The sequence below is a fragment of the Faecalibacterium hattorii genome (assembly GCF_003287455.1).
In the GTDB taxonomy this organism is placed as follows: Bacteria; Bacillota; Clostridia; order Oscillospirales; family Ruminococcaceae; genus Faecalibacterium; species Faecalibacterium hattorii.
In genome coordinates, this window is record NZ_PRLC01000009.1 from 55,946 (window position 1) to 80,339 (window position 24,394).

Below are 24,394 nucleotides of genomic sequence, written 5' to 3' on the forward strand. Positions count from 1 at the left end.
TTGCAATATTTGGCATAGAAAACGCGGCCGCCCATTTTCAGGACAGCCGCGCGGAATTCACTCAAAAGCGCAATTTGTTCAAAAACAAATTGGTTTGCAGTATAGCCCGGAGGATTCTGACCCCACAAGGCGAGCGCGGCTAGGCCGTAGCTGCTTTCTTTACCCAGACAGTTTACCACACCCCGTAATGCCTGTCAAGCACTTTTATGCCGTTTTGAAGAAAAATATTACGAGCCACCGGGATCGTTCCCTCCGCCGACCTCGCCCTCTCCCCACCGCAAGCACGATGTAAACCTAGGCTCTGCGCCGCCTCTGCCGGGCTTGCCCTCTCCGTCATCGCTTACGCGATGCCACCTCTCCCAAAGTGAGAGGCCTTGGCAGTCCGCCAAGTTTCCCATTTTATACTTTACGCCCTGCTGCCGCAAGGGGAGCCGTCAGGCGTTACGCTCAGACTTCACGCCTTTGCCAAGGGCTCCCACTTTGGGGGAGCTGGCGCGAAGCGCCTGAGAGGGCAAGCCCGCTGGCGGCGAGACTCCGCCCCAGTTTAGATGACGCTTACGATGGGGCCGAGGACAAGCCCGGCAGCGGGGCACCTATCACTTCACCTCGATCAACTTCCCCAGATCCAGCGAATAGATCCCCTTATACGTCACCTTTTTCGGGGCGAAGCGCTTCTCGATGGCGATGGCGTAGAGGTTGAGCTGGGCGCGGTAAGCGGCGAGGTAGTCGGCTTCGGTCTTGCGGCGGTCGGTCTTATAGTCCAGCAGTTCCAAGTGGTCGGGGAAGACCAGCACGATGTCCGCGATGCCCTGCACCAGCACGCTGGCCTTGGCAGTCTCCGGGTCGGGCGCGGGGCTTCCCTGCGCGGCCAGCACCGCCGAAGCGGGCAGGGCCGTGATGAAGGCCAGCTCCCGCAGCACCTCATCCGCCGCGCAGATGCGGGCAAAGGCGTCGCTCTCGGCAAAGCGGCGGATGCGGCGCACGTCGAGCTTGTCGGCGATCTCCGGCGCGGTGAGCTGAGCGTGTACCTGCCGATCCCGTTCGGCCAAGATGGCCTCGTCCAGCGTTCCGGCCTGTTTCGCGGCGGCAAGGGCGGCAAAGTCCGCATGTTCCAGAAATGCGTGGAGGGCTGTGCCCATCTCGGCGGCGGTCAGGCCGTCCTTCGACAGGAAGCCGGGGCGCTCCAGCGTCGTCTGCTCGGCCTTGTGGACGATGCTCGTCACGCTGACTTTTGCGGGCACAGCGGCCAGCGGGGCCGCCGGGTACTGCCAGCCGAAGCCCTCCCGCAGCCGGGCGGTCAGAGCCGGGTCCGCAGCGGGGCGCTCCTCCGGCGCGGAGGCGGCGGCTTCGGGGGCCTCGTCCTCCTGCTCCGGTTCCAGCGCGATGGCGATGGTGCTTTCCGTTTCCACAAAGGGCAGTTCCAGATTTTCGGCCAAGCGGCGGAGGGGCCCGCCGTTCGGGTGGACGAGAAGGGCTGCCCGCAGCCAATCCGCAAAGGAACTGGCCTGACGGTTCAGCGTCTCCCCTGCCCCCGCCGCAAGGAAGGCCGAGGCCTTGGCCAAGGGGTTGGTGGTCTTGGTCATGCCGAGGGGGATGGTCAGGATCAGCTTGTCCTGCGCGCGGGTGAGAGCCACGTACAGCAGCCGCATCTGCTCGCTGCGCAGTTCAGCGGCGTGGACATTGGACAGCGCCGCATAGGCCGCTGTTTTATAGGAACCCTCGCCGTCTTCGGGGCGGAGGCGCAGCCCGGCCCCGTACACTCGGTGCAGCAGCACGGGCTGGCGGGTGTCGGCGGCATTGAACCGCCGGGCCGTGTCCGCCACAAAGACCACCGGGAACTGCAGTCCCTTGGAGCGGTGGATGGTCATGATGGTCACGCAGCCGGGGCGGGCGCCGCCGGGCACCGTATCCTGCCCGGTGGAACCCGCCAGCGCGGCGGCGTCGATGGCGCGGACAAGGCCGGAGATGCCGTTTGCCCCGGCACCGGCGCAGAAGGAGGCGAACCGCCGGGCATCCTCCCGGCGGCGGGTGCCGTTTTCCATCACGCCCAGCGCGGCGAGATAGCCGGTGGACGCAAAGATCTCTTCCAGCAATCGTTCCACCGACACGCTCCGGGCCATCCGGCGCAGGGCGGTCAGGCGGGTGTAGAACTGCCGGACTTTTTCGGTAAAAGCGTCCGGCTCGGCGCTGTTCGCAGCGGCCAGCACAGCCCCGTACAGGCTCGTTTTGCGCTGCAAGGCCCGGAGCCGCACAAGGTCATCGTCCGTAAATCCGAACAGCGGGCCCAGCATGGCTGCGGCCAGATAAATATCCTGCGCCGGGTTGTCGATGACTTTCAGCAGCGCGATGAGGGGCCGGATATGGGGCGCGTCCAGCAGATTTTCGCGGGCGTCGGCGTAGACCGGGATACCCTTGGCCGTCAGCGCCTCCACGTAGGCCGGGAAATCCCCCCGCGCGGCCAGCAGGATGCAGACATCCTCGTACTGCACCGGGCGGGTGGCGCTGCCCTCCCGCACCGGTTCGCCGGAAGCCACCAGTTCGGCAATGCGCTTCGCGATAAACGCCGCGTCCGTCTCGGCGGTGTCGTCGGGCAAAAACTGCGCTTCCACGCTGCCGGCGTACTCCCCCGGTGCGCCGCAGACCAGCCGCTGCCCGTCGCCGTAGGCGGTATCGCCCAGCGCGGGGGTCATGAGCTGCTCAAAGAGGAAGTTGATGCCCCGCACCACCTCCGGCGCACTGCGGAAGTTGGCGTCCAGCGCCAGCAGAGCGTTCCGGCCGGGGATTCCCTCCGCCGGGCGGGAGCGGGCGGCTTCGCCTTCCAGCAGCGGCCATGTGTCCAGTTTTTCCCGGAAGATGCTGGGGTCAGCCTGACGGAAACGGTAGATGCTCTGCTTCAAGTCGCCCACGAGGAAGAGGTTATCCCCCGCCGGGCTGGCCAGACAACGGTAGAGCGCATCCTGCAGCGCATTTGTATCCTGATATTCGTCCACCATGACGGCGGCGTAATTCTGCCGGATGCTCTCACACAGGGGGGTGGGGGTGCCGTCCGGGCTGCGGAGGAGCCGGAGAGCCTGATGCTCGAAATCGCTGAATTCCAGCAGCTTCCGCTCCTGCTTCTTGGCGGCAAACCGGGCGTCAAAATCCCGCACGGCGGCAAACAGGGCCTGCAGCCGGGGCAGCGCCGCCAACCGGTCGGCTTCGGCCTCGTCCTCGCTGCAAGCGATCAGCTCCAAGATCTGTCCGAACAAGCCCGCCGCCTCGTCGGCGCGGGTCTTGACGGCGGCTTTGTGTTCGCCGGTCAGCCGCTTTTTCATCCCCTTCAGCCCCGGCAGCGGCTCCATGCCGAGGACATAGGGCGTCAGCCGGTCATAGAGGGGCGTCCACTCTCCTGCCTCGGCCAGCCGCTCCACCTCGCCCAGCAGGGCGGCGGCGTTCTCCAGCCGCTCCAAAGGCTCGGCGAATTTGTCATTGGCCCCGGCCACGCCTTTTGCGCGGGCGGCGTCGGTCTTTCCCTTGTTCTCGGCCTCGATGCGGGCCAGCACAAAGTCGTTTTTGCAGTCGCTCAGGGCGGCGCAGAACAGCTCCCGCCCTGCCTTGGCATCGCGGGCCGCTTCGGCCAGAAGCAGGTCGTGCCAGCAGGTCTTGTCAAAGCCGCGCTCGGCCTTCCACGGCGCCAGAAATTCGTCCAGCTTGCGGTCGTAGTCGGGCAGGGCGCGGAGGAAATCGTACGTGTGCAGGATGGTCTCCCCGGCGGCTTTGTCGCTGCGGCCTTTGCCGTAGAGGTCCGCAAAGGCGCAGAAATCCGGGTCAGCATAGGCGCGTTCCAGCGTCTCGGCCAACGCAGCCGCCCGCAGCGTTTCCACACTGCCGGGGTCGGCGGGGGAAAAGTCCGGCGGGATGTCCAGCGCCTGAAAGTGCTTGCGCAGCAGGTCAAGGCAGAAGGCATCGATGGTACAGATGGGGGCGCGCTGCAGCAGCATCCGCTGGCGGCGCAGGGCCGTGTTGCCCGGTTCCGCTTGGCTGCGGCGGAGCAGCGCTTGGCCGATGCGGGCCCGCAGCTCAGCCGCCGCCGCATTCGTGAAGGTCACGATCAGCAGTTTGTCCGCGTCGATGGGGGCTTCCGGGTCGGTGATGAGCCGGACGGCCCGCTCGGTCAGGACGGCGGTCTTGCCGCTGCCCGCCGCCGCGCTGACCAGCAGCGCCCCGCCCCGGTCGTCGATGGCGGCCTGCTGGGCGCTTGTCCATTTGGGTCCACTCACGGCTGTTCCTCCTTTTTCTCGGTTTCTTCAGGGGCTTCAAAGGGCTTGGCGGGGGCGTCCAGCGCCCGTTCGCCGATGCCGCTCTCGTGGCAGCAGATGAAGCCGTAATCGCACCACCGGCAGGGGCTGCGGCCCGTGACCAGCGGCTCGGCGGCGATCTGCCCGCCGTAAAGCTGTTCGCCCATCTGGGTCACAAGGTCGTCCAGATGCAGTCGGATGCGGCTGAGCTTGGCCGCGTCGGCCCGCTTGTCCTTCTGGTAGGGGCTGGGCGCGCCCCGCAGATAGCCAAAGGGCAGATACCGGCCCGTCTCCTCGGCGTCCATGGCCCGGAAGATCTTTTCCTCGTCCCGCACCAGACCATCCAGCTTGTATTCCACACTGCGGGCGGCGTTGGCGCGGGTGGTGCTTTCGGGAGCCGGATCGGCCAGCAGGTAGAGCACGCCCGCCGGTTCGGCCCCGGTAAAGCGGCCGCTGGCGTCCCGCGTCAGGCTGAACAGATACAGCAGCATCTGGCAGTCCAGCCCGCAGTAGACCTCTTTCAGATCCAGTTTTTTGGTGCCGGTCTTGTAATCCACCACCCGCACCCAGCGGGTGCCGTCCTCTTCCACCCACTCGTCGGCCCGGTCCACCGTACCGATGAGCTGGACCGTCCGCCCATCCGACAGATGATAGAGCTGGGGCGGCACGGCGTCCTCGCCCCGGCCGATCTTCAGCTCACAGGCCACAGGCTTGAAGCAGGATTGGCGCTGCTCGTCCCGCAGGTAGCACAAAAGGCTTGCCATGCTCTTTTTCAGCCGGGAGAGCAGATAGGTGAAGCGGGCGGTGTCCTCGGGCAGGTAGCGGCGGGCGTACTCGTCCACCAGCAGCCCCGCCAGCTGGGCCATCGCCTCGTCGTCCAGCTCGATGAAAGGCGCCGACATGTTGGCGCAGGGGTTGTCCGGCGCGGGGTCCGGGTCCAGCGCCATCTGTAAGACCCAGTGCATCAGACTGCCGCTCTGGTCGGCGGAAAGCTCGGCTCGCCTGCGGGGGCGCAAGCCTAAAACATATTGCAGGAAGTATCCGTAGCGGCAGGTGTAGTATTTTTCCAACTGGCTGGGCGAGATGCGCAGCCGCTTGCCCAGCAGCGCTTCCAGCGCGGTCAAGTCATGGACCTGCCGGGGCGCGGCCTCGGCCATCCGGCGCAGCAGGGCCAGCCCTTCCGGTTCAGCTTCGCCGGGGGCGTGCAGTGCCTCGGTCAGGCTGGCGCGTTCGGTATCGGTCAGCGGCCAGCCGCCGCCGAGGCAGTCCAGCCCGTCGGCGGGGGTGGCGGCGAGGTCGGGCAGCTCCAACGCCGGGGGCTGGGGTTCCAGTGCCTCCACGATGGGTTCCAGCGCTGCGCAGAGGGTCAGGCCCTGCCCCTTTGGCCAGCTCATCCACAGCCCCTTGGACGGGGCGGTGAGGGCCTTGTAAAAGCAGACCTGCTCCCGCACCACGCGGTTTTCAAAGCAGTCCGGCAGGTCGATCTGCTGGGCCATCAGGGCGTCGCGGTCGGCGTGGGTCAGCAGCCCCGCCTCGCTGGGGGCCGTGGGGAACTCGCCCTCGGCCAGCCCCAGCACGAAAACGTGATCGGGCGCGTCCAGCCGCATCTTGCCCGCGCTGGCCAGCACCACGGCGTCCAGCGTCTGCGGAATGTGGCCGAGGTCCGACGAGCGGAGCAGCAGCCCGAACAGATCCTCGTACTCGCCCACGGTCACGGTCTGTTCGCCCAGCAGCTGCGCCATCTGGTCCAGAAGTCCCATGACCACGTTCCACTCGCGGGCGGCTTCCTCCGCCGCCGGGATGCCCCGCTCGGCGCGGATGGCCTCCACCTGTGCGGCTTGCTGCTCCTCCGCGCCCAGCTCCTTCAGGCAGAAATAGACCGCCCGGCTGATGGCCTCGGCGTTGGCGTTCCGCACCTTGCTCCGCAGCGCGTCGGTGGCGCTCACCAGCAGGGCGCGGGCCTTTTCCGCCATGGCCAGATCTGCATTGTCCTCCTCGGTGGGGGTGATGTCGCCGAAACCTTTCGGGTTGTTCTGAAATTCCGCCCGCCATGCCGCCGCATTCGGCGACCATGTATAGGCATAATTTTCCAGTGCGCAGACCTCTTCCTCGGTCAGGGCGCAAAGACCCGTTTTGGCGAGGGTGGTCAGATGTTCGGTCAAGTCGGCCCCGCGGGCCAGCGCCAGCAGCGCCTTGACCGCCGTGGCCGGGGCGCTGAACTCCGGGGTGGTGGGCTCGTCGCAGTAGAGCGGGATGTCCGCCATCCGGAACTCGTACCGCACCGCCGCGCGGTATTTTGCGATGTCGCGGCAGACCACCGCGATCTTCCCACAGCGGACACCCTGCCGCATCAGGCGGCGGATGGCCCCGGCGGCGGCGCGGGCTTCTTCCTCCCGGCTGGGGGCGGCAAAGAGCCGCACTTCGTCCGCCGGGGCATCCAACGGCGGGCAGACCCCTGTTTCCAGCAGCTCCGTCACCGCCGCAAGGCCGGGGGCGGCGGCATGGCGCAGATCCCGCCGCAGCAGTTCGGGGGCGGCCACCTCGGCCCCATTTTTCCGGGCCAGTTGGCGGAGCTGCACCGCCACCTGCTTTGCGCCGGAGAAAAGGCTCACGTCACCGGGGAGGAGGGGCGCGCCGTCGTCGCAGAGGGCCACGGTCACGCAGGGCAGCGCGGCCAGCATGGCCCCCAGCAGCCGCTTTTTGGGCGCGTTGAAGGTATCGAACTCGTCGATGAACACTTCCCGCCCCCGCAGAAATCCCGGCACCTCTCCCCCCGCCAGTGCCTCTTCGAGCCGGGCACCGGCCAGCTCCAGCCGGTCGGCGGGGTCCATGCCGCTGCGGAACAGCAGCGTCTCGTAGCCTTGAAAGATCAGCGCCAGTTCGCTCAGCTTCCCGCTCTCGGCCCCGCAGCTCTTGGCCAGCTCCGCCAGCCGGGTGCCGGACAGGCCCGCGCTCTTCAGCTCGTCGATGGTCTCGGCCGCCATCTGGCAGAAAGCCGCACTCCGGCGGTGGCGGTAGTAATAGCGGACATTGTCCTGCAATTCTTCCAGTGCGCGGCGCACCAGCACGGCCCGCCCCGCGTCGGAGAGGGTCTGCACGGCGCTGCCGCCCTCGGCGGACAAAATCTTCTCGGCAAGGCTCGTGAAGGAAAAGCTCTCCACCATGCCGGACAGCGCATCCCCCAATTCGCGGTAGATGCGCCCCTCGGTGGAGGACGTGAACTGCTCCGGCACCAGCAGGATGCTCTTTTGCCCCGCCTCGGCGCGGGTGCGGATGCGGTGATACAGCAGCGTCGTCTTGCCGCTGCCGGAACCGCCTAGGATCAATTTTAACATAACGGCATCTCCTCGGTCAGCGGCCTCGCCCTCTCAGTCACGCTTCGCGTGCCAGCTCCCCCAAAGTGGGAGCTTTTGACAGATCGGTTCACTCCTGCTGACTGCTTGGGTCTGCGCTTGCGTAAAAGCGCGGGCCCTGCGTTCATTGGTAGCCTTTATTGTACCACAAAATTGCAAGAACATCTATTCTGTGTTACACTAAGCAAAGATGCAAACAGAAAGGGGATCCCCATGAAAATACTCGCTGTCGATTACGGGGACAGCCGCACCGGCCTTGCCACCTGTGATGTCACCGAATTTCTGACCACCGCCATCACGCCCCAGATCACGGAAAAAGGCCGCCCGAAAGTGGCGGCCAAGGTCTGCGAAACAGCAAAAAATATTCAGGCAGAGCTCATCGTCATCGGTCTGCCGCTGAACATGGACGGCACCGAGGGCGAGCGGGCCCAGAAGAGCCGAAAGCTGGCAAAGACGATCCAGATCTGGAGCGGGCTGCCCGTCCGGATGTGGGACGAGCGCCAGTCCACCTGCGAAGCCGCCGACATCCTCTCCGAGGCCGGCACCTTCGGCACCAAGCGGAAAGAGATCTTGGATTCCGTCAGCGCCACGGTCATCTTAGAGGATTACCTTGCATGGCGCAAAGAGCACCCCGGCGAGATCTGAGCAGCAAAAAGGCTCCCACTGCCGCGGGAGCCTTTTGCGTTTTCTTTTTTACGGATATGTCTCAATGCTGACGCTGTGGATGGTGATGGCCTCGGCGGGCTTCTGGTTCTCGTCCACAGCGGTCTGAGCGATGGCGTCCACCACGTCCATGCCCTCATACACCTGCCCGAACACGGTGTCGGTGTAGTCGAGGTAAGGGGCGCCGCCCGCCGTCTGGTAGGCGGCCACGACTTCGGCGCGGTAACCGGCGGCGTTCATCTGGTCCACCAGCTCCTGCGTGACGGAGGCCGAGCCGGGCAGCGTTTCCATCACATAGAAGACGCTGGCACACTGGCCGGAAGGGTCCGTGGCGGCACAGAGTGCACCGGAATAGTGGTGCAGCTTGTCGGTGGCTTCCACTGGGTAGCGGCTGCCGTTCCAGATGGTCGCGCCCCTGCCGTCGGCCCCCTGCCCGGCTTCGACGAGGAACTCGTTCTCGACGCGGGAGACGGTCAGGCCGTTGTAGTAGCCCGCCTGTACGAGGCCGAGGAAGTTATCGCATGCCTGCGGAGCCAGCGTCGGGAAGAGCAGCGCCTTGAACACGCCCGCCGAAGTATCGAACACGGCCACCGTGTCCCCCGCCGCCGGGTGGGCGAACTGGGTTTCGGCAGATTCCACCGCCGGGCGGGAGATGGTCTTCGTGCCCGACGCGCTGCCGCTGAGCTTTTCCTTCAGCGAGCAGCCCGTCAGCGCAAGGCAGCTCAGGAGCGCCAGCACCGCCAGCGCCTTTTTATAAAAACGATTCATAACTCTGACCTCTCGGTGAATAGGATGGGAATATACACAGAGTTTAGTATATCATATTTCCCCGGCGGAATCGAGAGGAAAATGGGTGAAAATTTGCCAGTAGATTTCTGTGCGAAAAACATCTTGACGAGCGGGCAAAAAAACGCTACACTATAAGCACAGCCGGGGGCTGCGGGAGCGCAGAGCTTCCCCCGCTATGGATCACTTTTATTTTCTTTTACAGGAGAACGTATCTTATGGCAGAAGAGATCAAGAACCCGAACGCCGAAGAGGAGTATCAGCCCGACCTGATGACCCTTGAGGACGAGGACGGCAACGAAGTCACTTTTGAGGTGATCGACGCGCTGGACCATAAGGGCGTGCACTATATGGCCGTCGTGGAATACGCCGAGGACGAAGAAGACGTCAACGAGGATGCACAGCTCGTCATCCTGAGCGTCGGCGAGGACAGCGAGGGCGAATATCTGGATGTCGTGGAAGACGACGAGACCCTGCTGGAAGTGAGCAAGCTGTTCGAAAAGCGGCTCAGCGACCAGTTCGAGATCGAGTAAATTTTCCAGACGATTGACCCGTGCAAGACTTCCTGCCCGGCTCGAATTGTTGCGGTTTATATGATCCTACTAATCATTCAACGGGAGCCCGGCGTTCGCCGGCGGATTGCAGACCTCCCCGCTGTGGGTTCGACCCCAGAGGCTCGATGAGGAAGCGCGAATCCGGAGACAGGGCACCCACCTGTCCGTAAGGGTAGGTTTGATTGCCGCAGACGACCGGGCGGGATCTTTTTATAGGGACTCATCCACCACTGTCCTCTGCCAAGAGGAACGTGTGTGGATTTTTTTATATCTGAAAGGATGTGCATTGCGGCATGAAGTCTGAGCATCTGGTGGGGACGAGCATCCCCCGCTTTACCTACGACACCCCCACGGTGCCGGAAAACGATTTTTACGGGCTCTGTGAGGGCGGACGGCCGCTGTGCATGATCTTCCTGCCGGGGTTCGATCATCCCGTGAGCCGCGAGTACATCACCCGCTATCTGAAGACCCTGCCCTCCCTGAAAGGGGCGCGGCTGGCCTGTGTGGTGCGGTCCAGCGCTCAGGCCGTGGCCGCCGCCACCCGTGGATCGGATTTTCCCTTCCCCGTCATCTGCGACGGGCCGGGCGTGCTCTACGGCTACCTCGGCGTCGAGCAGACCCGCGGTCTGCTGAGCTGGAGCTTTGCGGCTCAAAAAATTTACAAGGCCGCCAAGGACGCGGGCTACCATTACGACAAAGCCGCCCCGCAGATCCTGCCCCTGACGCTGGTGGTGGGCCACAAGGGCAAGATCTTGTTCACCCACTCCGGCCGCAGCCAGACCGACCTGCCGGAGGACTGCGCCGCCATCGCCGAGATTGTCAAGGCCGTGGAAGCAGCCACCGTACAGGCCCACGCCGATGCGAACCCCCACTGCTCGGACGAGACCCTCACCCTGCCCGACCTCATGGGCTGGGACGACTGATGAATAACCCCCTTTCCCTTGGGCAAAACTACCCAAAAGAAAGGGGGTCTTTTTGTGCAGACCTTTTATAAAGTATGCCTGATCCTGATGATCATCGGCGGCATCAACTGGGGGCTGGTCGGCTTGTTCCAGTTTGATTTTGTCGGCTGGCTGCTGGGCGGCAGCAGTTCCATCTGGTCCCGCATCGTATTTACAGTCGTCGGCATTGCCGCTGTCTGCGGCATTCCGGGCCTGTTTGCAGACGAAGAGACATAAATAAAAAAGCTGCTGCATCACTCCTTCCGTCATCGCTTACGCGATGCCACCTCCCTCTGAGAGGGAGGCTTTCACAGCTTACCGTTACGCCAAGGCTCCCTCCGAGAGGGAGCTGGCACGGCAAAGCCGTGACTGAGGGAGTTGGCAGCAGCTTTTTTATTGTATTATAAGATTCACTTCGGGGCTGCGACCCGTGCGCCGCCCTTGTCGGGCTGGGCCACATAGACCTGCGGCCAGCGGGTTTTCAGAGCCTCGGCGGCTTTGCGGGCGTCGGCTTCCTGCTCGAAAATGCCGAACACCGCCGCGCCGCTGCCGGTCATCAGGGCCGTCACCGCCCCGTGCCGGCGCAGCGCCGCTTTGATGGCCTCGTTATCCTTGGCACCGCTGCACTCTTCCAGCGCGTTGCCCGCAGCGGCGCAGACCCCGGCCAAATCCTCGGCGCGGATGGCGGCTTCCTGCGCTTCGCAGTCGGGGTGATGGCTGCTGCCGACCTTGTCATAAGCCGCAAAGGCTTCCGGGGTGGAAACACCGTAGTCCGGCATGACCACCGTGAACCAGCAGTCCGGGCAGGGCGGCAGGGCTTTCATCACATCGCCCACGCCCTGCACCCGGCAGGTGCCGCCCATCAGGGCAAAGGGCACATCCGCGCCCACCTTGGCCCCCAGCGCGCAGAGCTCGCTCATGGAAAGGCGTGCCCCGTACAGCGCATTCAGACCCACGAGGACGGCTGCGGCGTCCGCGCTGCCGCCCGCCATCCCGGCCCGCACCGGGATGTTCTTATACACGGTGATATCCACGCCCGCCAGCAGCCCGGTGTACCGGAAAAAGGCGATGGCTGCCTTGATGGCGGTGTTGCTGTCGTTGGCGGCCACGGGGCTGCCGGGCAGGGTCAGGTTCAGGCCGTTGCTGCGGGTCAGCACGACCTTTTCATACAGCGTGATGGCCTGCATGGTCATATCCAGATCATGATAGCCGTTGGGCAGAGTGCCCACCACGTCCAGTGCAAGGTTCAGCTTGGCCGGGGCCAGAACCGTCACACGATTCAACTTTGCCATTTCAAACTCCTTCTCATCCGTTCGTGCGGATGCCGTTGTCCCACAAAAAGGCACGGATGCGCTTCATCGCCTCGGTCAGATGCTCCACCGAGTAGGCGTAGGACACCCGGCAGTACCCCTCGCCGGAGGCACCGAAGGCGTCGCCGGGCACGAGGGCCACATGCTTCTGCTCCAAGAGCTTGGTGCAGAACTCCTGACTCGTCATGCCGGTGGACTTGATGCAGGGGAAGGCATAGAACGCGCCCCGCGGCTCGAAGCAGGTCAGCCCCATCTCGTTGAAGGTACGCACCACCAGACGGCGGCGCATGTTGTACTCGTCCCGCATCCGGTCGATCTCGCCGTCGCAGTCCCGCAAGGCGGTGATGGCGGCGTACTGGCTGGTGGTGGGGGCGCTCATGATGGCGCTCTGGTGGATCTTCGTCATGATCTTGATGATGGGGGCCGGGCCGCATGCGTAGCCCAAGCGCCAGCCGGTCATGGCGTAGCTCTTGGAGAAGCCGTTGACCACCACGGTCCGCTCGGCCATGCCGGGCAGGGTCGCGATGGAAACATGGGGCCGCAGCCCGTAGTTCAGCTCCGCATAAATTTCATCCGACAGCACGAGGACGTTTGTGTCCCGCAGCACTTCGGCAATGGCCTCAAGATCCTCTTTCTCCATCACCGCGCCGGTGGGGTTGTTGGGGAAGGGCATGATGAGGAGCTTGGTCTTGGGGGTGATGGCCGCTTTCAGCGCCTCCGGGCGGAGACGGAACTCGTCCTCCTGTCGGCAGGGCACATGGACCGGCACACCGCCGGACAGGGTGGTGATGGGCTCGTAGCAGACGAAACACGGCTCCGGGATGATAACCTCATCCCCCGGCTGCACGATGGTGCGGATGCACATATCAATGGCTTCGCTGCCGCCCACGGTGACCAGCACCTGCGTCAGCGGATCGTAATGGAGGTTCATCCGCCGCTCCAGATAGCGGCAGATCTCGGCGCGCAGCTCCTTCAGGCCCGCGTTGGCGGTGTAGCGGGTGCGGCCGTGCTCCAAGCTCTCGATGCCCGCTTCCCGGACAGCCCACGGCGTTTTGAAATCCGGCTCGCCGACGCCGAGGCTGATGCACTCCGGCATGTCGGCGGCGAGGTCGAAGAATTTGCGGATGCCGGAGGGGCGCATGGCCTTGGCGGCAGGCGCGATCAGTTTATCGTAGTCCATCACAGCACGGTGCACTCTCTTTCATCAATTTCGTCGTCCTGATAGAAGCGGCCCTCTTTTTTGTAAGTACGCAGGACAAAATGGGTAGCCGTGGACAGCACGTCGTCCAGCGGGGACAGGCGCTTGGCCACGAACAGCGCGATCTCTTGGAAGGTCTGGCCCTTGATGACCAGCTGCAGATCGTAGCCGCCGCTCATCAGCAGCACGCTCTCCACCTCGTCGAAGGCGGCAATGGTAGCCGCGATCTCGTCGAAGCCGCGGCTCTTCTTGGGGCTGACGTTCAGCTCGATGACAGCCTCCACCCGGTTCACCCCGGCCTTTTCCCAGTCCACAAGGGTCTTGTACCCCTTGATGATGCCCTGTGCGCGGGCAAGGTCGATCATTGCCGCCACCTCGGCGGGGGATTTATTCAGCATCGTGGCAATGTCCTCGATCGGCAGCCGCGCGTTATCTTCCAGAAGTTTCAAAAGCTGTTCCATCGTCGTTACTCCTTTATCTCCGGCTCGCGGGCATCCCGCGCCGATTGTTATTTTTAAGTATAGCACAACTGCGGCGCGTTTGCATCTTGTTTTTTAGATAGACCGTCTTTTCGCCCTGTCTCCTGCTCTTTTTTCTAAAAAGTGTGTTCAAAAATCGGTAAATCTGCTATACTGGAAGAGACGTACTCCCCCAGTCGCCTCCCGGCGACAGGGGCTGTTGCACAACTCCCTCAGTCACGGCTTTGCCGTGCCAGCTCCCTCTCGGAGGGAGCCTTGGCGTAACGGTGAACTGTGAAAGCCTCCCTCATTGAGGGAGGTAGCATCGCGTCAGCGATGACGGAAGGAGTTATTTGCAACATCAGCCTCCCTCTTTGAGGGAGGTGGCATCGCGCAAGCGATGACGGAGGGAGTTTTCACATTGAGTTAACGGGGGTAAGGAATATGAAAGCATTCATCACAGTCATCGGCCACGACACCGTCGGCGTCGTCGCAAAAGTCGCCGCCTTGTGCAGCGAGCTGAACATCAACATTGAAGACGTGACCCAGAGCATCCTGCAGGGCATGTTCGCCATGATCATGCTGGTGGACATCACCCATTGCAGCGTCAGCCACGAGGAGCTGCACAAGCGTACAGACGCCCTTGCCAAGGAGATGGGGATGCAGATCAATGTCACCCGTCAGGAAGTTTTTGACGCGATGCACACGATCTAAAACGATAGCCTAACATGAAAGAGGGGTACTTTCCAAATGAGTATGATGAATACCGGCGACATCCTCGAAACCATCGAGATGTTCACGCAGGACAACTTGGATGTGCGCACCGTGACCATGGGCATCAGCCTGTTGGACTGCATCGACCCGGACCCGAAAAAGGCCTGTGAGAAGGTCTACAACAAGATCACCACCAAGGCGGCGAATCTGGTGCCCGCCGTGGAGCATATCAGCGCCGAGTACGGCATCCCCATCATCAACAAGCGCATCAGCGTAACGCCCATCGCCATGCTGCTGGGTGCTTGCCCGGAGGCTGACCCCGTTGATTTTGCCAAGGCGCTGGACGCTGCGGGCAAAAAGGTCGGCGTCAACTTCGTGGGCGGCTACACGGCCCTCGTGCACAAGGGCTTCTCGGCGGGTGACCGGCGGCTCATCGAGTCCATCCCCCGCGCACTGGCTCAGACGGATATCGTCTGCAGCTCGGTGAACATCGGTGCCACCAAGGCGGGCCTGAACATGGACGCCATCAAGCTGATGGGCGAGGCCGTCAAAAAGGCCAGCGAGCTGACCGCCGACCGCCAGTGCATCGGCGCGGCAAAGCTGGTGGTCTTCTGCAACGCGCCGGAGGATAATCCCTTTATGGCCGGTGCGTTCCACGGCCCCGGCGAACCCGACTGCGAGATCCACGTGGGCGTTTCCGGCCCCGGCGCCGTCCGCGCCGCGCTGGCAAAGCTGCCCAAGGACGCCCCCATCGACGAGGTGGCCGAGCTGGTCAAGCGCACGGCTTTCAAGATCACCCGCGTAGGCCAGCTGGTCGCAAACCTCGCCTCCAAGGCACTGGGCGTGCCCGCTGGCATCATCGACCTGTCGCTGGCCCCCACCCCCGCCGTGGGCGACAGCGTGGCCAACATCCTCGAAGAGATGGGCCTTGAGACCTGCGGCTGCTGCGGCACCACCGCCTGTCTCGCCCTGCTGAACGACGCCGTCAAGAAGGGCGGCGTCATGGCCTCCAACCATGTGGGCGGCCTGTCCGGTGCCTTCATCCCCGTCAGCGAGGACGACGGCATGATCCACGCCGCCGAGTGCGGCTGCCTGACCATCGAGAAGCTCGAAGCCATGACCGCCGTCTGCTCGGTGGGCATCGATATGGTCATCATCCCCGGCGACACCACCCCCGCCGTCATCAGCGCCCTCATCGCGGACGAAGCCGCCATCGGCATGGTCAACAGCAAGACCACCGCCGTCCGCGTCATCCCTGCCATCGGCCGCAAAGCGGGCGAGATCCTCGACTTCGGCGGTCTGCTGGGCTACGGCCCCATCATGCCCGTCAACCAGCGCGACCCCTCCGTCTTCATCAACCGCGGCGGCCGTCTGCCCGCGCCGATGCAGTCGCTGAAGAACTGATCGCACGATCTTCATGATACAAAGCACACCCCTTCGCCAAGCTGTTGGCGAAGGGGTGTTGTTATAGGATCGATGGCCGACGCCGCCCTGTTCAAGTCCTCTTATCCGCACGAAAAAACACAGCACACAAAGTGTGCTGTGTTTTCAGTGCGGATAAGAGGACTTGAACCTCCACCGAGTTGCCCCGATTAGAACCTGAATCTAACGCGTCTGCCAATTCCGCCATATCCGCATATTTTATTTTTGTTCGTGAGCCGTGTCGCTCGGAACGATAGTAATTATACCATGGGATTCGGAAATGTCAAGCGGATTTTTCAAATTTTTCTGACAAAAATTCCGGGCAAATTTTTGCGCCAAAATGTGGACGATGGGGCGAAATTTTCGTCAGAATATGATACAATAAAAGCCAAGCTGTCCGGGGCTGAGTGTCCCACAGCGAAATACGATGGAATGAGGGAACCACACATGTTCAACTTTCTGATCTTTGTCCTCGGTGCAGCGCTCATGTTCGGCATGGGGCTGCGCAGTGTGCTTGCGCGGCGGAAGCTGTGCCAAAAGGGCGAAAAGGTCACCGCCCGCGTCGCCGGGACGGTGCAGGGCCGGGACGGCCAAGCTTACGTGCTGGAGTTCGAGACTGCCGGCGGCAGCCACCGACTCCACTATCCCAAAGCCTCCAAGGGCAAAGGCTTCGACACCGGGGCAGACGTTACCTTATATTATGACCCGGAGAACCTCGAAAAGATGTACGTCGAGGGCGACCGCGCGGTGCTGGGTGCCGAGGTGCTTTACTTCGTGCTGGCCGTCGTGCTGCTGCTTCTGATGGCGGGCTTTATGCGGTAAGGAGGGTCTGCGATGAAACTGGAACATTTTGGAATGGCTGAACCGGGCGACTGCCGGGTGGTCTTTTCGGCCAGTGCCGCCGAGCTGGAAGCAGCGGTACAGGCCGAACAGGCGGCCCCCGACGCCCCGGCAGACGAGGAAGAGCTGTTGACCAACGCTGTCAACCGGGCGATTCTGGAGGGCTTTTCGCCCCTGTTCGCGCAGTTGATGGAGGAACACCATCTCATCCCGGTGACCGATCCGGATTTTGAGCTGCTGGCCGTCAACCGGGCCGAGGGGTTCCGGGCGGGGGCGGAGTTTTTCTGTCTGCCGCCGCTGGAGCTGGGCCGGTACACCGGCTTTGTCCAGCCCATTCAGCCCCGGCCCATCCGGAAGCTGACGCTGGAATTGGAAATCAACCGCCACCACGGCGACGAGGACCGCGCCGCCGACGAGGCGGGCAAGCTTGCCCTGCGGCGGCGGGTGGCGCAGGAGATCTACAGGACCCGCTGCGCACAGGCCGAGACGCTGGCAGAGCGGGAGCTGATCTACCAGTTGGGCGGCGAGGTGAAAGGCACCCTGCCCAAGCAGCTGGTGGCGGGCAACTACTTCGCCGAGCAGCGGGAGTTCAACCTGCGGCTTCAGGCCAACAATGTCAACTTCGACCAATACTTAAAGGTGCGGAACCAGACGGTCGAGCAGTTCCGCGCCGAGCTCCACGCCGGGGCCGAGCAGAAGCTGCGGGGCCGTCTGGGGCTGCTGCTGGTGGCCGAAAAGGAACAGCTCTGGCCCACCGAGGCCGAGGTGGACGCGGCGCTGGCGGGCTGGAAGGGCGAACGCACCTTCCCCTCCAACGACCGGCGGAAACTGCGGCAGGGCATCGCCAGCCAGCGGGCTGCCGCCTTTGTCCGTGCCCATTCCACCCTGACCCCGCCCCCCGCGGAGCCGGAGATCATCGAGGCCGCAGAGTGATCGCTCCTCCGCTCCATCAGGTCCCAACAAACAAACAGACAAACAAAATGGGATGCTCGCAGCTTGCTGGGTATTCGTAAAACAGTTTTCGAGAAATGACACGGCAACTGCCTGTCAGGATTGGTTACGAGTACCCGGCTAGGCCGAGGAATCATCAAGTCCCATGTCCGCACCGTCAAGGTGTTGGGTATGGGGCTTTTTGCATTTCAGGAACGTGTACATCTCTGGAAAGGTGTAACACACTAGACTTTGTACCAAAGTCGTGTGCCAAGGGTGCTGCGCCCCTTTGGAATCCCTGCTTACATCGCCTGTGGGCGATGTAGATTCGCCGCACAGAAAGCTCTCACAAAAGGCACACCCGGCTGTCTGCGGCGAGGAGAAGGCACTTCTGCGGAAGTGTAATAACTCACTATGACACTTTCATCCCTGTGGTCTGCAAAGTGTAGTGGGCTCTCCGAGGGGGAAACGGCTATATAGGGTGCGCTTCGGGCAAATCGCTGCGTACGTGCGTACCAATCTCTCGTACGCACGTACGCAGTAAAACGGCTAAAATCTCCTATATAGGGGTGTTCTTCTGGAAATCAATATGATATACTCAACTTAACCAACCATCAACTAATAGGAGGCGGTAATATTATGGGAAAAACTTTTGTGTGTAGCTTATGCCGTAATGGAATCATTGGCGGTGGTTTGTACATTGATGAACAGAGCATTACATATTCAACTCAAAAGCTCACAGTCAGTCCACTGTATCGCAACCTTGTATTGCCCATGAACGAGATAAGGGAGCTTTCATGGAGTCAGATGGTCGTTCCTGTTGCAGCAATTTCCATGAAAGATGGAGAATGTTATAAATTTATCATATATAACAAATCAGGATTTGAAAAGGCATATAAGCAATATAGCAACCACCAAGAATGAAATCACCTAGCAGGGTTTGGGGCAGGCACGCCCCAACAAGAAGCTGTCCCAAAAGGGCAAGAATTTTCAAGAATTGAAAATTTGTGGCCACGGGACGATTCTTGCTCTCACGAAAACCCATACTTTTTGAAAATCCGCTTTTCGCAGCCAAAGGAGGATGCACCATGAAAAAAGAGATCGAAGCCTTCGTCAACGCAGCCAACGAGCAGGAGTTGGAAGCCGCATGGAATAACCTCTCGGCAGAGGAACAGCGAGTTTTCGAGCAGCTCATGGAGGAAGAACCACCCGAAGATGCACTGGCATTTTTCGCACAGCTGTATGATGATGCCCCGAAAGAGCAGACCAGCGAGACTGTGAACATCTCCGAAAATGAAATCTATTTCAAGCGGAAGCCCTTGACCGAAGAGCAGAAGAAACACAGCTCTTATGTGGACGAGAACGGCAACCTCCATGTCAAGAACCTGTCCGCTTTCTGGATTCCAGAACTGACCACCACGGAGAAAGTCGGTCACACCACCTACACCGTGACCGGCAGCTATGAGGGCAAGGAGTCCTTTTTGAAGAAGCTGGAGCGCATTGTTGCCAAGAACGCCCAGCAAAAATTTGAAGATGAGGGTGCAGACGAATGACAACTGCGTCCAATTCTGCTATACTTGACCCGGTAACCAATCCTGTACCGACAGTTGCTCCACAGAGTAAGGAGGACACAACAATGTCTGGAGCAACGAATAAAATCACCGCACTTTACTGCCGACTGTCGCAAGAGGACGCACGGCTCGGCGAAAGCCTTTCTATCGAGAACCAGAAGGATATCCTTTTGGACTACGCTAAAAAGAACCACTTCTCGAACCCGGTGTTCTTTGTTGATGATGGCTATTCTGGCACGAACTATGACCGCCCCGGCTTTCAGAGTATGCTGGTCGAGATCGAAGCAGGGCGTGTAGGAATCGTTATCACAAAAGACCTGTCCCGACTGGGGCGCAACTCTGCCTTGACGGGTCTGTACACAAACTTCACCTTTCCCCAGTATGGCGTTCGCTACATTGCCATTAACGACAATTACGACACCATTGACCCGAACAGCGTAAACAACGATTTTGCGGGCATTAAGAACTGGTTCAACGAGTTTTACGCCCGCGATACCAGCCGCAAGATTCGGGCTGTCCAGAAGGCCAAGGGAGAGCGTGGAGTACCGCTGACGGTCAATGTCCCCTACGGCTATGTGAAAGACCCGGAGAACCCGAAGCATTGGCTTGTTGACCCGGAAGCGGCTGCGATTGTGAAGCGCATCTTCTCCATGTGCATGGAGGGACGTGGGCCGACCCAAATTGCGAACCAACTGTGGGCAGATAAAGTTCTGACTCCTACCGCCTACAAGTTGAGCCATGGCCGGAGTACAAACGCACCTGCCCCGGAAGACCCTTACCGCTGGGATAAAAGAGCAGTAAGTTTGATTCTGGAACGCCGGGAGTACACTGGCTGCACAGTCAACTTCAAGACCTATACTAACTCTATCTGGGATAAAAAGAGACATCTGAATCCTGTGGAAAATCAGGCTATCTTCCTAGATACACATGAGCGCATTATTGACGATGATGTGTTTGAAAAGGTTCAGGAGATTCGTAACCAGCGTCACCGCATGACCCGGACAGGCAAGAGCAGCATTTTCTCCGGTATGGTCTACTGCGCTGACTGCGGTTCTAAGATGCAATATGGTTCGTCCAACAACAGGGACTTCAGTCAAGACTTCTTTGATTGCTCTCTGCACAAGAAGAACGGGAGCAAGTGCAAGGGACACTTCATCCGGGTAAAGGTTCTGGAAGGACGTGTACTGAGTCATGTTCAGCGGGTGACGGACTACATTCTCCGTCATGAAGACTACTTCCGCAAGGTCATGGAGGAGCAGCTTCGGGTGGAAAGCACCGAAAAGCTGACCGTCCTAAAGAAGCAGCTTGCCCGGAATGAGAAGCGGATTGCAGACCTCAAACGGCTGTTCATGAAAATCTACGAGGATAACGCCAGCGGAAAGCTGAGCGATGAACGCTTTGACATGATGAGCCAAAGCTACGATGCCGAACAGAAGCATCTGGAAGAGGAAGCCTTCTCTATCCAGCAGGAAATCGAAGTACAGGAACAGCAGATCGAGAATATTGAGAAGTTCGTCCAGAAAGCGCACAAGTACGTTCATATTGAAGAACTCACCCCTTATGCTCTCCGTGAACTGGTGTCGGCCATCTATGTGGATGCCCCGGATAAGTCCAGCGGAAAGCGGGTGCAGCACATCCATATTAAGTATGATGGGCTGGGGTATATCCCTCTGGATGAACTGGAAGCAAAAGAAAAGGCGTGACCGAAGTCACGCCAAATCTGCCCCATTGCGGGAACTTTTGCAAATACTGTTTTATGGGAACCCTGCTCTTGCGAACATCCCATTTTGTTTGCGTTTGGCTCAGGTCTCCACGCCCTCGAACTGGCTGTTGTAGAGCTTGGCGTAGAAGCCGCCCTGCGCCAGCAGTTCGTCGTGATCGCCCTGCTCGACGATGCGGCCGTCCTTCATAACGAGGATGACGTCGGCCTCGCGGATGGTGGACAGGCGGTGGGCCACGATGAAGCTCGTGCGGCCCTGCATCATCCGGGCAAAGGCCGCTTGGATGCGCACTTCCGTGCGGGTATCGATGGAGGAAGTTGCCTCGTCCAAGATCAGCATCGGGGGCAGACAGAGCATGACGCGGGCAATGCAGAGCAGCTGCTTCTGGCCCTGACTGATGTTGCCGCCGTCCTCAGCAATGACCGTGTCGTAGCCGTTGGGCAGACGGCGGATGAAGCTGTCGGCATGGGCTGCCTTGGCCGCTGCAAGGATCTCCTCGTCGGTGGCGTCCGGCTTGCCGTAGGCGATGTTCTCGCGGACGGTGCCGGCCCGCAGCCATGTCTCCTGCAGCACCATGCCGTAGCTGCCCCGCAGCGAAGCGCGGGTAACGTTCCGGATGTCCTCACCCGCCACTTCGATGGAGCCGCCGTTGACATCATAGAACCGCATGAGCAGGTTGATGAGGGTGGTCTTGCCGCAGCCGGTGGGGCCGACGATGGCGATGCGCTGGCCGGGCTTGACGTCCAGATCCAGCCCCTCGATGAGGGGGCGGTCCGGCAAGTAGCGGAAGGAGACATCCTTCAGCTCCACATGGCCGTCCGTCTGCAGCGCCTTGGCGTTCTCGGCTTCGGAGATCTGGTCCTCGGCGTCCAGCAGCTCAAAGACGCGGGCCGCACAGGCCAGTGCGTTCTGCAGCTCGGTGACGACACCGGAGATCTCGTTGAAGGGCTTGGTGTACTGGTTGGCGTAGTTGAGGAAGATGCTCAACTGGCCGATGGTGATGCCGCCCGCCACAGCATAGACAGCGCCCACGAGGCCAACGCCCGCGTAGACGATGTTGTTGACGAAGCGGGTGGCGGGGTTGGTCATGCTGGAGAAGAAGATGGCTTTCAGGCTCACGTCCTGCAGCCGTCCGTTCACCTCGTCAAAGGCGTCGAGGCTCTCGGCTTCGTGGCCGAAGGCCTGAACGACCTTCTGGCCTTCGATCATCTCGTTGACCAGCGCGGTCTGCTCGCCGCGCACGGAGCTCTGCCCCTGAAAATACTTGTAGCTGCGCTTGGCAAGGAAGCTGGCCACCACAAGGCTCAGCGGAGTGATGCAGACCACCACCAAGGTGATGGGCACATTCTCTTTCAGCATGAACAGCAGGGTGCCGAAAATGGTCAGCAGACCGGAGAACATCTGGGTGAAGCCCATCAGCAGACCGTCCGCGAAGGTGTCCACATCGGCGACCATCCGGCTGACGATGTCGCCGGAGGGGTGGCTGTCGAGGTAGGAGAGCGGCAGGGTCTGGATCTTGCGCAGCGCGGCGTTGCGCAGGTCGCGGCTGACGGAGAAGGTGATGCGGTTGTTGCAGACACTGAGCAGCCACTGCGCAAAGGCGGCGATGACGGCCACCACGACGATCTGCACAACGATGCGCATCACACCGGCAAAATCGACGGTGCCCTTGCCCAGCATCAGGTCAATGGCGCTGCCGCAGAGGATGGGGATATACAACTGGGCCGCCACGCTGACGGCAGCCACGATCAGGCTGCACACCACGAAAAAGCTATAGGGGCGGATCTTTTCAAGGACCCGGCGGAGCGTTGCCTTGCGCTGTTCGGGGGTCAGCCTGCTTTTCGCTTTTGCACTCATTTCTGCGCATCCCCTTTCTTGAACTGGCTGGCGTAGATCTCTTCGTAGACCGGGCAGCTTGCCAGCAGCTCGGCGTGCTTGCCGAGGCCCACGAGCTTGCCGTCGTCCAGCACGAGGATCTGGTCGGCGTGCTGGAGGCTGGCGGCGCGCTGGCTGACGATGAAGACGGTCAGGCTGCCGGGCAGCGCGGCCAGCGCCTTGCGCAGGGCCGCATCGGTGGCGTAGTCCAGCGCGCTGGCGCTGTCGTCGAGGATCAGGATATCGGGCTTGCCCACCAGTGCGCGGGCAATGGTCAGGCGCTGCTTCTGGCCGCCGGACAGGTTCCGGCCGCCCTGCTCCACCGGCTCGTCAAGGCCGAGGGGCTTCGCTTTGACGAATTCTGCGGCCTGAGCCGTTTCCAGCGCGGCCCACAGGTCGGCGTCGGAGGCGTTCTTGCTGCCCCAGAGCAGGTTCGAGCGGATGGTGCCGCCGAAGAGCTGGGCCTTCTGCATGACGACGTTCACTCTGCCGCGCAGAGTCTCGCGGGGGTAATCTTTGACCGGGCGGCCGAGGATCTCGACGGTGCCCTCGGTGGCGTCATAGAAGCGGGGGATCAGGCTGATGAGGCTGGATTTGCCGCTGCCCGTGCCGCCGATGACGCCGATGGTCTGGCCGCGCTTGGCGGTGAAGCTGATGTCGGAGAGGCTGGGTGCACCGGCCCCGGCGTAGGTCAGGCTGACATGGTCGAAACGAACGGCGTCGTCTGCCTTGTCGGCGTCCACGGCGCTCTGGAGCTGGGTGGGGAACTCCATGCCCGGCTCGGTGTCCAGCACAGCCTGAACGCGGCTGGCACAGGCCAGCGCCTTGCTCACCTGAACGATGAGGTTGGCCAGCTTGACCAGCTCCACGAGGATCTGGTTCATGTAGTTGACCAGCGCGATGACATCGCCGGAGGCCATGCCGCCGATGTTGATCTCGATGCTGCCCACATAGAGCAGCGCCACGATGGCGAGGTTGATGATCACATAGGTCAGCGGACTCATCAGGGAGGAGATATGGCCCACATGGAGCTGCATCTTGGTCAGCAGATCGTTGGCCGACTCAAAGCGGTCGATCTCGCTCTTCTCCTTATCGAAAGCGCGGACGACGCGCACGCCGGTCAGGTTCTCGCGGGTCAGGCCCAGCACCCGGTCCAGCCGGGTCTGGGCGGTCTTATACAGCGGATTTGTGATGACCATGACGCCGAAGACCACGATGCTCAGCAGCGGGATGGCGACCACGAAGATCCATGCGGCCCGCACATTGACGGTGAACGCCATGATCATGGCACCGAACACCACGAAGGGGCTGCGCAGGAACAGGCGGAGGAAGAGGTTCAGGCCGCTCTGTACCTGATTGATATCGCTGGTCATGCGGGTGATGAGGGTGCTGGTGCCGAGGGTATCCATCTCGGTGAAGCCAAGCTTCTGGATATGCTCGAACAGGCTGTGGCGCAGCGAGGTGGAGTAGCCCACCGCCGCCTTGGCCGAGAAGTACTGGGCCGTCAGGCTGCACGCCAGACCGACCATCGCCAACAGCAGGAGGATGCCGCACCGCACAAGGATATAATGCAGGTCGTGTGCCGCAATGCCGACGTTGACGATGTCTGCCATGACCAGAGGAACAAACAGGTCGAACGTGGCTTCCAGCATCTTGAACAGCGGCGCAAGCACGGCCTCGCGCCTATAGCCGTTCAAATGGGTAAGCATTTTGTTCAAGGCGAAAATCTCCTTTTCCATTATAACAGGTATAAACTTTCTAACAGCTTATTATAGCGCAGT

The 24,394-nt window shown here is 61.5% G+C and carries 19 protein-coding genes, 1 tRNA gene and 1 other RNA gene; 12 read left to right on the forward strand and 9 right to left on the reverse strand.

Annotated elements, in window-relative coordinates:
- Window positions 1-596 precede the first annotated feature (596 nt).
- Both C4N23_RS07520 and C4N23_RS07525 read right to left on the reverse strand, forming a co-directional pair.
- A complete protein-coding gene (locus tag C4N23_RS07520) occupies window positions 597-4,259 on the reverse strand; it encodes a UvrD-helicase domain-containing protein (RefSeq protein ID WP_112145181.1) in 3,663 nt (1,220 codons plus the stop codon).
- Complete coding sequence (locus tag C4N23_RS07525) at window positions 4,256-7,612, reverse strand: PD-(D/E)XK nuclease family protein (RefSeq protein WP_112145183.1); 3,357 nt, start codon at window positions 7,610-7,612, stop codon at window positions 4,256-4,258. Before C4N23_RS07525 ends, C4N23_RS07520 begins: the two co-directional genes overlap by 4 nt.
- A 231-nt stretch (window positions 7,613-7,843) precedes the next feature.
- Between C4N23_RS07525 and ruvX the strand changes: the two genes are divergently transcribed.
- Window positions 7,844-8,275: a Holliday junction resolvase RuvX gene (gene ruvX / locus C4N23_RS07530; RefSeq protein ID WP_055190602.1), complete on the forward strand. Its 432-nt coding sequence runs from the start codon at window positions 7,844-7,846 to the stop codon at window positions 8,273-8,275.
- A 48-nt stretch (window positions 8,276-8,323) separates the two neighbouring features.
- Here the strand turns inward: ruvX and C4N23_RS07535 are convergent, their stop codons facing one another.
- Window positions 8,324-9,061, reverse strand: a complete 738-nt coding sequence (locus tag C4N23_RS07535) for a peptidylprolyl isomerase (RefSeq protein ID WP_112145185.1) — start codon at window positions 9,059-9,061, stop codon at window positions 8,324-8,326.
- A 236-nt stretch (window positions 9,062-9,297) separates the two neighbouring features.
- Here C4N23_RS07535 and C4N23_RS07540 point away from each other — a divergent pair, with 236 nt between their 5' ends.
- The 4 genes from C4N23_RS07540 (at window position 9,298) to C4N23_RS07555 (ending at window position 10,811) form a co-directional block, all read left to right on the forward strand.
- Entirely contained in the window at window positions 9,298-9,612 is a 315-nt protein-coding gene (locus C4N23_RS07540) for a DUF1292 domain-containing protein (RefSeq protein WP_055190606.1), read from the forward strand.
- 26 nt (window positions 9,613-9,638) lie between these two features.
- A non-coding RNA gene (gene ssrS / locus C4N23_RS07545) (6S RNA) lies at window positions 9,639-9,843 on the forward strand.
- A gap of 83 nt (window positions 9,844-9,926) precedes the next feature.
- Window positions 9,927-10,556: an AhpC/TSA family protein gene (locus C4N23_RS07550; RefSeq protein WP_055190608.1), complete on the forward strand. Its 630-nt coding sequence runs from the start codon at window positions 9,927-9,929 to the stop codon at window positions 10,554-10,556.
- A gap of 54 nt (window positions 10,557-10,610) precedes the next feature.
- Entirely contained in the window at window positions 10,611-10,811 is a 201-nt protein-coding gene (locus C4N23_RS07555) for a DUF378 domain-containing protein (RefSeq protein ID WP_055190610.1), read from the forward strand.
- A gap of 173 nt (window positions 10,812-10,984) precedes the next feature.
- Here C4N23_RS07555 and ispE read toward each other — a convergent pair whose 3' ends face one another.
- From ispE to C4N23_RS07570, 3 genes are read right to left on the reverse strand one after another with little or no spacing between them, the layout of a single operon-like run.
- Window positions 10,985-11,866 (reverse strand): 4-(cytidine 5'-diphospho)-2-C-methyl-D-erythritol kinase, encoded by an 882-nt coding sequence (ispE, locus tag C4N23_RS07560; protein WP_112145187.1) that lies wholly within the window; start codon window positions 11,864-11,866, stop codon window positions 10,985-10,987.
- Window positions 11,867-11,879: 13 nt separating this feature from the next.
- Window positions 11,880-13,064, reverse strand: a complete 1,185-nt coding sequence (locus C4N23_RS07565; RefSeq protein ID WP_112145189.1) for a pyridoxal phosphate-dependent aminotransferase — start codon at window positions 13,062-13,064, stop codon at window positions 11,880-11,882.
- Window positions 13,064-13,543 carry an Lrp/AsnC family transcriptional regulator gene (locus C4N23_RS07570; RefSeq protein WP_055190616.1) on the reverse strand — a complete coding sequence of 160 codons (480 nt, stop codon included), beginning with the start codon at window positions 13,541-13,543 and terminating at the stop codon, window positions 13,064-13,066. The genes C4N23_RS07565 and C4N23_RS07570 overlap by 1 nt, the downstream gene beginning before the upstream one ends.
- A gap of 441 nt (window positions 13,544-13,984) precedes the next feature.
- Here C4N23_RS07570 and C4N23_RS07575 point away from each other — a divergent pair, with 441 nt between their 5' ends.
- Entirely contained in the window at window positions 13,985-14,254 is a 270-nt protein-coding gene (locus C4N23_RS07575) for an ACT domain-containing protein (RefSeq protein ID WP_112145191.1), read from the forward strand.
- A gap of 36 nt (window positions 14,255-14,290) precedes the next feature.
- Window positions 14,291-15,658, forward strand: coding sequence for a PFL family protein (locus C4N23_RS07580; RefSeq protein WP_097838517.1), 1,368 nt, complete (start codon window positions 14,291-14,293; stop codon window positions 15,656-15,658).
- A gap of 148 nt (window positions 15,659-15,806) precedes the next feature.
- Here the strand turns inward: C4N23_RS07580 and C4N23_RS07585 are convergent.
- A tRNA-Leu gene (locus C4N23_RS07585) sits at window positions 15,807-15,890 on the reverse strand.
- 233 nt (window positions 15,891-16,123) lie between these two features.
- Between C4N23_RS07585 and C4N23_RS07590 the strand changes: the two genes are divergently transcribed.
- The 5 genes from C4N23_RS07590 to C4N23_RS07610 all read left to right on the forward strand — a co-directional run bounded on the left by C4N23_RS07590 (window position 16,124) and on the right by C4N23_RS07610 (window position 20,720).
- Window positions 16,124-16,498 carry a DUF3592 domain-containing protein gene (locus tag C4N23_RS07590; protein ID WP_055190633.1) on the forward strand — a complete coding sequence of 125 codons (375 nt, stop codon included), beginning with the start codon at window positions 16,124-16,126 and terminating at the stop codon, window positions 16,496-16,498.
- 12 nt (window positions 16,499-16,510) lie between these two features.
- The gene (locus C4N23_RS07595) at window positions 16,511-17,449 is read left to right on the forward strand and encodes a SurA N-terminal domain-containing protein (RefSeq protein WP_112145193.1); all 939 of its coding nucleotides are present in this window, start codon (window positions 16,511-16,513) and stop codon (window positions 17,447-17,449) included.
- 636 nt (window positions 17,450-18,085) lie between these two features.
- Window positions 18,086-18,370 (forward strand): hypothetical protein, encoded by a 285-nt coding sequence (locus C4N23_RS07600; RefSeq protein WP_015538118.1) that lies wholly within the window; start codon window positions 18,086-18,088, stop codon window positions 18,368-18,370.
- Between the two features lie 164 nt (window positions 18,371-18,534).
- Window positions 18,535-18,999 carry a hypothetical protein gene (locus tag C4N23_RS07605; protein WP_112120869.1) on the forward strand — a complete coding sequence of 155 codons (465 nt, stop codon included), beginning with the start codon at window positions 18,535-18,537 and terminating at the stop codon, window positions 18,997-18,999.
- Window positions 18,996-20,720, forward strand: coding sequence for a recombinase family protein (locus C4N23_RS07610; protein WP_112145195.1), 1,725 nt, complete (start codon window positions 18,996-18,998; stop codon window positions 20,718-20,720). Before C4N23_RS07605 ends, C4N23_RS07610 begins: the two co-directional genes overlap by 4 nt.
- A gap of 99 nt (window positions 20,721-20,819) precedes the next feature.
- On the opposite strand, the gene C4N23_RS07615 is transcribed toward C4N23_RS07610, so the two are convergent.
- Complete coding sequence (locus C4N23_RS07615; RefSeq protein ID WP_112145197.1) at window positions 20,820-22,595, reverse strand: ABC transporter ATP-binding protein; 1,776 nt, start codon at window positions 22,593-22,595, stop codon at window positions 20,820-20,822.
- Window positions 22,592-24,331: an ABC transporter ATP-binding protein gene (locus C4N23_RS07620; protein WP_280953110.1), complete on the reverse strand. Its 1,740-nt coding sequence runs from the start codon at window positions 24,329-24,331 to the stop codon at window positions 22,592-22,594. The genes C4N23_RS07615 and C4N23_RS07620 overlap by 4 nt, the downstream gene beginning before the upstream one ends.
- Between the last annotated feature and the right edge of the window lie 63 nt (window positions 24,332-24,394).

What these genes read in the sequence shown, in the direction of transcription:
- ruvX (WP_055190602.1), top strand. Translation starts at nt 7,844, where the DNA reads ATGAAAATACTCGCTGTCGATTACGGGGACAGCCGCACCGGCCTTGCC.
- C4N23_RS07600 (WP_015538118.1), top strand. Translation starts at nt 18,086, where the DNA reads ATGGGAAAAACTTTTGTGTGTAGCTTATGCCGTAATGGAATCATTGGC.
- C4N23_RS07570 (WP_055190616.1), bottom strand. Translation starts at nt 13,543, where the DNA reads ATGGAACAGCTTTTGAAACTTCTGGAAGATAACGCGCGGCTGCCGATC.
- C4N23_RS07605 (WP_112120869.1), top strand. Translation starts at nt 18,535, where the DNA reads ATGAAAAAAGAGATCGAAGCCTTCGTCAACGCAGCCAACGAGCAGGAG.
- C4N23_RS07565 (WP_112145189.1), bottom strand. Translation starts at nt 13,064, where the DNA reads ATGGACTACGATAAACTGATCGCGCCTGCCGCCAAGGCCATGCGCCCC.
- C4N23_RS07615 (WP_112145197.1), bottom strand. Translation starts at nt 22,595, where the DNA reads ATGAGTGCAAAAGCGAAAAGCAGGCTGACCCCCGAACAGCGCAAGGCA.
- C4N23_RS07535 (WP_112145185.1), bottom strand. Translation starts at nt 9,061, where the DNA reads ATGAATCGTTTTTATAAAAAGGCGCTGGCGGTGCTGGCGCTCCTGAGC.
- C4N23_RS07590 (WP_055190633.1), top strand. Translation starts at nt 16,124, where the DNA reads ATGTTCAACTTTCTGATCTTTGTCCTCGGTGCAGCGCTCATGTTCGGC.
- C4N23_RS07610 (WP_112145195.1), top strand. Translation starts at nt 18,996, where the DNA reads ATGACAACTGCGTCCAATTCTGCTATACTTGACCCGGTAACCAATCCT.
- C4N23_RS07525 (WP_112145183.1), bottom strand. Translation starts at nt 7,612, where the DNA reads ATGTTAAAATTGATCCTAGGCGGTTCCGGCAGCGGCAAGACGACGCTG.
- C4N23_RS07595 (WP_112145193.1), top strand. Translation starts at nt 16,511, where the DNA reads ATGAAACTGGAACATTTTGGAATGGCTGAACCGGGCGACTGCCGGGTG.
- ispE (WP_112145187.1), bottom strand. Translation starts at nt 11,866, where the DNA reads ATGGCAAAGTTGAATCGTGTGACGGTTCTGGCCCCGGCCAAGCTGAAC.
- C4N23_RS07580 (WP_097838517.1), top strand. Translation starts at nt 14,291, where the DNA reads ATGAGTATGATGAATACCGGCGACATCCTCGAAACCATCGAGATGTTC.
- C4N23_RS07575 (WP_112145191.1), top strand. Translation starts at nt 13,985, where the DNA reads ATGAAAGCATTCATCACAGTCATCGGCCACGACACCGTCGGCGTCGTC.
- C4N23_RS07540 (WP_055190606.1), top strand. Translation starts at nt 9,298, where the DNA reads ATGGCAGAAGAGATCAAGAACCCGAACGCCGAAGAGGAGTATCAGCCC.
- C4N23_RS07550 (WP_055190608.1), top strand. Translation starts at nt 9,927, where the DNA reads ATGAAGTCTGAGCATCTGGTGGGGACGAGCATCCCCCGCTTTACCTAC.